2 protein-coding genes are annotated in these 689 nt (G+C 45.0%); both read left to right on the top strand.

Annotated elements, in window-relative coordinates; translation table 11 throughout:
* Nucleotides 1-363 (top strand): DUF47 domain-containing protein (locus AC1DUA_RS39810; RefSeq protein ID WP_477504900.1); only part of this gene is annotated, 363 nt, incomplete at its 5' end.
* 63 nt (nt 364-426) lie between these two features.
* Nucleotides 427-689, top strand: a 263-nt coding sequence (locus tag AC1DUA_RS39805) for an inorganic phosphate transporter (RefSeq protein WP_477504899.1), incomplete at its 3' end; no start/stop codon positions are given.

Here is a 689-nt window from a genome sequence, read left to right as displayed (position 1 = left end):
GTCACGGATGGTATTGAAGCTACAATCGCTCGTTTCGACTACCTGAACGTCTCGCATACAGATTCATATATGAAAGACTTCTCGGCTGTCATCGTGGATTCCTGCCAACATATGCTCGATGCATTCAAGCTGCTTGCCAAGAAAAAATATATGCAAATTCCTGAACATACAGTTGCAATTAACTCCCTTGAGAATGACGGGGACCGCTTGATGCGTGAAGGCATTCGCCAAATCTTCATCACACGCAAAGACGTGTACGAAGACTTTAAGCTGAAAGAAATTTATGAGCGCTTGGAAGAAACAACGGATGCTTGCGAAGACGTAGCCAATATCCTAGACAGCGTAGTACTTCGTTATTCATAAGACTTAGTCGGTCGATGTGTACGAAGGATAGTTTTCCGAATGGAAAGCTCTTAGGAGGAAATCATGTTAACTTATTTAATCGTAATTGTCGTACTAGCTTTACTTTTTGATTTCATTAATGGATTCCACGATACTGCCAATGCGATTGCCACATCCATTTCTACGCGCGCACTCAGCCCGCGGGTAGCTATCGCCATGGCAGCAACACTTAACTTTGTTGGTGCGATGGTATCTTCCAAAGTGGCCAAAACGGTCGGCGGCAGTATCGCTAATCCAGCCAAAATAGAACATGGCGTTGAAATCGTAATCGCAGCCCTGCTCGCGGC

Source organism: Paenibacillus sp. 01T422 (genome assembly GCF_056398785.1).
This window is presented reverse-complemented; position numbering and strand designations above follow the sequence as displayed.